Below are 6986 nucleotides of genomic sequence, written 5' to 3'. Positions count from 1 at the left end.
GCAGAGGATGCAGATGATTACATTCTGGGATACACGTGCTTCAACGATGTCACCGCACGTGACCTCCAGCAGAAGGATGGGCAGTGGACAAGATCGAAGAGCTTCGATACATTCGCTCCTGTGGGGCCGTGGGTGGCCCAGATGAGCGTTGAGGACGCAGAGGAACTCGATATATGCACAAGGGTCAATGGTGAGACCCGGCAGAGATCGAACACATCAGATCTCATATTCGGGATCGGAGAGCTTGTGGAGTTCGTGAGTTCGATAATGACCCTGGAGCCCGGAGATATCATAGCCACAGGCACGCCTCCAGGTGTTGGGAGGCTGGAGAAAGGCGACATAGTCGAGGTCGAGATAGATGGGATAGGAGTGCTAAGAAACAGGGCTGTGTCAGCCACACCGACCTGAGCCTGATCGATGCGACCACAGGAAGATTGTGCTGCCCCAAACAGCCAGCCGCCCTCGCTGGTCATATGGACTCACAGAAGAACACTCATTAAGAAGGTCACCTGTGTGGATGAAAAATCAGCTACACCTGGTGACATTTTTGTTACATCCACCACATCCATCGCATTCGATGCGGTTCTTGGACGGCCGCGATGAGAAAACACTGCTCAACCAGCGTACCTGGAGTGGGAGCTGCATCACAGAGCATGCCTTTGCGGTTAATTCACATGGTTCAGATTTCCGTAGGAAAATCTTTTATGATGCAGTGCTGACAGTAATGCCAATGCGCCTGGTCATATTAACTATCATCATGCTCATCCTCCCGGGGCTCTTCGGCGCTCTTGGTGGAACAGAGGACGGCTCGTTCTGCCCGACTTGCCCGGACTGGACGAATCTCGAGGGGTGGTACAGGCAGAAGGAGGCGTACTCGCAGTCGCAGCTCCCGCCATCGCTCAGAACCGCGCAGCAGAACGAGACGCTCCAGGTCAAGAGCGCAGAGAAGAGCTACGATGTGCAGGAGATCATAGCAGATGTTGGGGATCTTGCAGGAGCTGTGTTCATCGATTCCCGCTCCCCTGAGGCGTATGCGATGGGTCATATTCCAGGGGCCAGGAACATCTTCTGGAAGCATGTGAGATCCGGGGATTCCATAAATGCATCCACGCTCGTCGAGGCGCTGAGAGGAAACGGCGTGACCACCACGGACAGAATCGTGGTTTACGGAGAGAAGAGCGATGCAACATACCTCTTCTGGGCTCTGGAGTACATCGGCCACAGAAACGTCAGCCTCCTGAACGGCGGGGTCGACGCCTGGGTGAAAGCAGGCAGACCACTCGTGCAGAACTCTCCCACAGTGCACGCATCCGATTACAGCGCTGATATCAATGAGGCGCTTCTCATAAAACCAGAGGATCTCGAAGATGCGATCGGGACAACGCAGATCATAGACACGCGGGAGAGCTTCGCAGACTTCGGCAGATCCAGGATACAGGGCGCGATACAGATACCAGCCTCGACAGTCATTGCAGACGGGAGCGTTAAGGACGCGTCGTCACTGGAATCCATATTCTCAGGCCGCGGCCTTGACAGAGGAAGAACGCAGATCGTGTACGGAGATCTCCCGGAGGCGAGCATCATGTACTACTGCCTGAGGCTGATGGGCTACAGGGCTGCGCTTCTGGACGGCGACTGGAGAAGGGCCAGCGCGGTCGTGGGCAACATCAGGTGAGCTGTGACACAGCGCTGAGATGGCCTTTTTGCGACCTCCTATACAGCATGAAGGCAGGAGTCTGTGATATGCTGCTCCCCTATCAGCCGAACAGGAAGCATATTCAGAACAGCCTCTTCTGGACCCAGCCGTTTATCTTCAGATACGGTATCGCCTTCCTTCTGATGCCGAGCCTGTGCAGCTCTGAGGGGCTCTCTATTCTCTTTCTGCTTCTGTACGAGATGATCCTCCGTGCGCTCTCCAGCCCTATGCCAGGCACGCGGATCAGGCTCTGAAGATCGGCCTCATTCACATCGAGCGGCCACTCGAGTGATTCTCTGGCAAGAATGACCTTTGGATCCTGATTGATGAGAAAGCCATCATCATCGAAGGCGTTCTTGATCTCATCAGGAGATAACCCGTAGACCCTGTAAAGCCAGTCGAGCTGGTAGAGCCTGCTCTCGCGCCATCTCTGCTGCGGCGTTCTGTGCTCAAACATCGTCCCCCTGATGGGGACAAATGCGCTGTAGTAGACCCTGCTAACCCCGATCTCCCTGTACTCCCTTACAACCCTCTGGAATATCTCGAGGTCTGTCTCGCCAGCCGCACCGACCACAAGCTGTGTCGTCTGGGAGCCTCTGGAGCGTCTCGCCAGGATATCACGTATGTACAGCTGCCTGTCCAGTATATCCCTCTCGTAATCCTTCGTGGGGCTGAGCTCCTGCATCACATCCCCTGATGGCGCCTCGATGTTTATGCTCACCCTGTCGGCAAGCTCCACAGCCTGCTCTATCAGGTGCCTCGACGTTCCCGGGAGGATTTTGAGGTGGATGTACTCTGAGAACCCATGCCTCTTCCTGAGGATTCTCACGGTCTCGATCATCTCCTCCATCGTCGAATCCTCATCCCTGCCTGCGCCAGAGCTCAGGAAGAGGCCGTCGATGCGCCCTTCTCCTCTCAGCCTGCTCACGAGATCGGAGAGCTCCTCTGGAGTGTAGGAGCATCCATTTACCCTACCTGCATTTGGGCAGTAGCCGCACTGATGATAGCACTCGTTGGTGAAGAGCGTCTTGAAGAGGCGCACACTGCAGCCGCCACGCCCGGAGGCTATGTATATCAGCGATTCATCATCACGTCTGTAGCAGCATCTGTCGTATCCAGTGCCTCTGCTGAGCGTCTGAACCTTCAGATCAGCATCCTCGAGATCGAAGCTCGCTCCATGAGCCAGGATCGACCGGTCCATCGCCTTATGGTTCTGCTGCCAGGGTTAATATCGTCTGCCCATGTGGGGCGAAAGTGATCCAGATACAACACCCGTGGCGCAAATGCATGCGGGAACAGGGGATTTATGGCTCAAAGCATCTGAATCCCGAATGATTCCATCAGCACATCATGATTCAGTTTTCCGCTCGCGATGGTCGTTCTGGATTTAAGCTCGTTCATCACCACCCTTGCAGGAGCGAAGATGTTGTGGTCGACCTTGAAGAAGTCGAAACCAGCGGCTTTGAATGCATTGTAAAACGGCACACCGTAATCCCTGGAGGCATAGGACGGCATCCTTCTGACGTAATCTCTGAGCTCATCCAGGTTCTCGTACTCCAGGGTGTAGTACGTGTCACCGCCGTAGATTATGGCATCGTTGGACGCGCCCATGCACCTCGTGGCGTCGCCGGCCACAGGCGCGATCGGAGCCACACCCCAGCCGCTTTTTATCTTTGTTATATCGAAACCCATGGAGAAGAGCTTGTGCATGCCCGTCTCGACGATCCTGGCCGAGACCTGGACCATGCCTGCCACAGAGTCGGTCGGGGCCACGGCGATTCTCAGGTCTGAGGGCTCTATTCCGCACATCTCAGCTATCCGGGCAGCAACAGCAGCATCTGGAATCCTGCTCGACTCGAGGACGATGGCCCCGACGTCTGAGTACTCATCGAGCCCGATCCTCTCGTAGAGCTCCTTCGTCTTCCGGGCAAGAGCCCTCGCAGGCCCGCTGCCCATCGCGAAGTACTTGTCGACCTTGATCTGCCACATCGCGCACTGCGATCCCATGCAGGATACTGCGGGATGGTCTGTGGTGACCTGTATCCCGGGAACAGATATCCCTTTCAGATCATAGGGCACGATCTGAATGTCGGCCATGTCCGCCATGCATATCCTGCTGATGAATATGCCTGCCCAGAGGCCGCCGGGCGCCTTCACGCCCGCGTCTATCACAACCGCGCCGTTCTCCAGCTCTATCACATCGACTCTGAGATCTTCAGCCAGATCCAGCATCTCCTCGAAGACCTCAAAGCCCATCTCATTTATGCTCATCAAACATGATCACCTTTCCCGACCGAGGAGTGCGAGATTGGATATAAACAAATCGTCCAGTAGATCAGATCTCCCATGCTGTGTTGGATAACCTCCCGTGATGACGTCTCCAGATGTCGATTCCAATCTATTCTCCATGCATTCCTGAAATCGTCTTCTGCTCGCGGATTTTCATGACTCATCCAACACAGCAGATCTCCCATTAAGATTCCACCAGCCAGCGTGCATAACCCACTAAAAGCATATTCTCATATCGCCATATTTCGATAAACTTATATACAGCCCTTGCTAAGCCCCACCCATGCTCTCTGTTCCAAGGCTGGACATGCAGGTCCGCATATTCGCCGCGCTCGCTGATCCGATCAGGATAAAAATCATCCTCCTCCTCTCGAGAGGGGATATGTGCGTGTGCGAGATGCTTCCTGCATTTGAGAGATCGCAGTCCACGATATCGAAGCACCTGAGCATTCTGTACAACGCGGGGCTTCTCGATCGCAGGGTCGAGGGAAACAGGACGATCTACGGCATAAAGAACAGAAAGGTCCTGGAGCTTCTCGAGACCGCAGATGCGATAGCTATTGAGCATCTCTCCAGTCTCGTGGAAACAGGTGGTGATTGATTGCATATAATTTACGCAGCTCTGAGCGCGGGTCTTGAGAGCCTTCTAGAATATCTATCGGCGCATGTGCTGACATGCCTGATTCCGGCTTTCTTCATAGCTGGAGCAATATCCGCGCTCCTGAAGAAGGACATAATCCTGAAGTACTTCGGCGCAGACGCCCCCAGATGGCTGTGCTATCCGGTCGCAGCGATCTCCGGCACCGTGCTTGCAGTATGCAGCTGTACAATACTGCCGATGTTCGCAGGAATAGAGCGGAAGGGCGCTGGAATAGGCCCTGCAACTGCGTTTCTGTTCTCTGGCCCGGCCATCAACCTGATGGCGATAGTGCTGACCGCAAGGGTTCTGGGCCTGGATATAGGGGTTGCAAGAGCCTTAGCGGCTGTGGCGATGGCAGTGCTCATAGGGCTCATAATGTCGTTTTTGTTTCCAGCAGATGAGAGATGCCCCTCCGGAAATCCCAGCTCAAAGGACGGCTCTGTGAGCAGGACCACGCTCTTCTTCATAGGAGTGCTCATCGCAATACTTCTTGTAGCGACATCGAGCGCAGTAAGTGCGGAGCAGAAGACAGCGATCCTCTCAGCGCTGATACTTGTAGCTGCATACACCATGTGGAGGTACTACACACCGCTGGAGAGGCGTGCGTTCCTCGGCGAGACCTGGTGGCTTGCTAAGAGAATATTCCCACTGCTTCTTGCGGGTACGTTCGTGGTGGGCGTGATCGGATACTTCCTACCAATGGATATGATAAGAATGCTCATGGGATCGAACAGCTTTATATCGTGCCTCACCGCCTCCATCATAGGCGCCGTGCTCTACATGCCGACACTGCTCGAGGTCCCCATAGTCGGAACGCTCTTCGGTTACAGCTCGGGCGTCACCGCCCCGGGCCCTGCGCTGGCGCTTCTTCTCGCCGGCCCATCGCTGAGCCTCCCGAACATGATAGTGATCGCGAGGGTCATAGGTCCGAGAAGGGCCGGAACATACATCACGCTAGTAGTGATGATATCGACGCTCATCGGCATGCTCTATGGGGCGCTGGTCTCCTGAATTAAGGTGACAGTCTGCAGCGAATAAACAGGATAATAGAACATGCACTCAAGCAGATCTGCAGCAGGTAACACCTTTCGCAACGTTTTGAGGATGCTGGTTCCAGCCCTCGCTATATTCCTCTGCGTGCATACAGCTGCATGCGAGGACGTTCTGATCCTGACAGCTCCCGGATGCGCAAAATGCGCTGCAGCCCACAGGGTGCTGAACGATGTGCTCTCCAGTCACAATGACGTCCAGATCCAGGAGTACACATACACCAGTGAGGATGGACGCAGGATCATAAAAGAGTTCAGGGTCAAGGACATACCGTCGATAATAATCGGCAGCTCTGTTATAGGATACAGGGATTACGACGGCAATGAGAGCATGCTGAGGGAGCTCATAATCTCAGCCCTCGAGGGCGGAGCTCCCACAAGCACATCTGAGACCCCATACCCATCGGAGCTATTTGAGAGCATCACCCCATCCACAGCGCTTACGGTCCTGATCGCCGGTCTTCTTGCTGGGTTCAACCCATGCCTCCTCGCCATACTCGCGTTCCTTGCGACCACAGTTCTGTCAAGCTCGGGGCGCAGAAGGGATCTGCTCTCAATGATCCTGTTCTTCTCCCTGGGCATACTCTCTGTGTACCTGATATTCGGCATGGGTCTCTTCAGGATGATGCAGGACAGCGATACAGCCTCGATGCTCAGGCTGGTGCTGAGCGCGCTTCTGATCCTCCTCGGGATGCTCCAGCTCGAGGACGCAAGGCGCCTTGGCTCGAGCGGCCGCTCTCTGTTCAGAACAGACTGGATACTGAGGTACTTCCAGGCCGCAGCTGACACTCGGAGCCTCGCAGCATATTTCCTGCTGGGAATGCTCTTCTCCATGGTCAAGGCTCCATGCGTTGGAGCGGTTTACGTGGCGATCATCAGCATAATCTACACAAAGGGCTACGCATCATCAGCGGTCCTGTACCTCATTCTGTACAACCTCGGCGTTGTCCTCCCCGTGATGCTGCTTGGGGGAGCCATCGCCCTCGGCATGCAGCCCGAGATGGTCGAGCGCTTCAGGCACGAGCATCGCGTTGCCATCCGGATAATCACCGGAGTGACACTGATCGCCCTCGCTCCGCTGATATACTTGGAGATGATATGAAACCGCCAGATGTGCGCATGGGAATCCAGGGTCAGGATGGGGGTTTGTGTGAGACAGTCTGACCATGCTCTCCGCTGGTATCCCAGAGGAATTCAACCTGTATGTGGCGATCACACGAGCGGGACCTCCTGGGTGCACTTCCTCATCCTTCAGGCACGAGCATGAAAAAGGCACAGCTGGGATCGCTGAACAGATCTGTGGATATCCTGG

General features: G+C 55.1%; 7 protein-coding genes. 5 read left to right on the top strand and 2 right to left on the bottom strand.

The window, feature by feature from the left end:
- Together QFX31_RS02955 and QFX31_RS02950 are read left to right on the top strand one after the other, a co-directional pair.
- Window positions 1-408: fumarylacetoacetate hydrolase family protein (locus QFX31_RS02955; protein ID WP_348530641.1), on the top strand; the 408-nt coding region annotated here is incomplete at its 5' end.
- 322 nt (window positions 409-730) lie between these two features.
- Window positions 731-1675 (top strand): rhodanese-like domain-containing protein, encoded by a 945-nt coding sequence (locus QFX31_RS02950; RefSeq protein WP_348530640.1) that lies wholly within the window; start codon window positions 731-733, stop codon window positions 1673-1675.
- A 103-nt stretch (window positions 1676-1778) separates the two neighbouring features.
- Here the strand turns inward: QFX31_RS02950 and QFX31_RS02945 are convergent, their stop codons facing one another.
- Both QFX31_RS02945 and mch read right to left on the bottom strand, forming a co-directional pair.
- Window positions 1779-2897, bottom strand: a complete 1119-nt coding sequence (locus QFX31_RS02945) for a radical SAM protein (protein WP_348530639.1) — start codon at window positions 2895-2897, stop codon at window positions 1779-1781.
- A 110-nt stretch (window positions 2898-3007) separates the two neighbouring features.
- Window positions 3008-3970, bottom strand: a complete 963-nt coding sequence (gene mch / locus QFX31_RS02940) for a methenyltetrahydromethanopterin cyclohydrolase (RefSeq protein ID WP_348530638.1) — start codon at window positions 3968-3970, stop codon at window positions 3008-3010.
- 298 nt (window positions 3971-4268) lie between these two features.
- Here mch and QFX31_RS02935 point away from each other — a divergent pair, with 298 nt between their 5' ends.
- The 3 genes from QFX31_RS02935 to QFX31_RS02925 all read left to right on the top strand — a co-directional run bounded on the left by QFX31_RS02935 (window position 4269) and on the right by QFX31_RS02925 (window position 6776).
- The gene (locus QFX31_RS02935; RefSeq protein ID WP_348530637.1) at window positions 4269-4586 is read left to right on the top strand and encodes a metalloregulator ArsR/SmtB family transcription factor; all 318 of its coding nucleotides are present in this window, start codon (window positions 4269-4271) and stop codon (window positions 4584-4586) included.
- On the top strand, window positions 4587-5636 hold the full coding sequence (locus tag QFX31_RS02930; protein WP_348530636.1) for a permease: 1050 nt from the start codon (window positions 4587-4589) through the stop codon (window positions 5634-5636).
- Window positions 5637-5729: 93 nt separating this feature from the next.
- A complete protein-coding gene (locus QFX31_RS02925) occupies window positions 5730-6776 on the top strand; it encodes a cytochrome c biogenesis CcdA family protein (RefSeq protein WP_348530651.1) in 1047 nt (348 codons plus the stop codon).
- Window positions 6777-6986 lie beyond the last annotated feature (210 nt).

This window comes from Methanothrix sp. (assembly GCF_030055635.1).
Taxonomy (GTDB): Archaea; Halobacteriota; Methanosarcinia; order Methanotrichales; family Methanotrichaceae; genus Methanothrix_B.
Note: the sequence above shows the minus strand (reverse complement) of the source record. Positions and strands in the feature narration are given on the sequence as shown.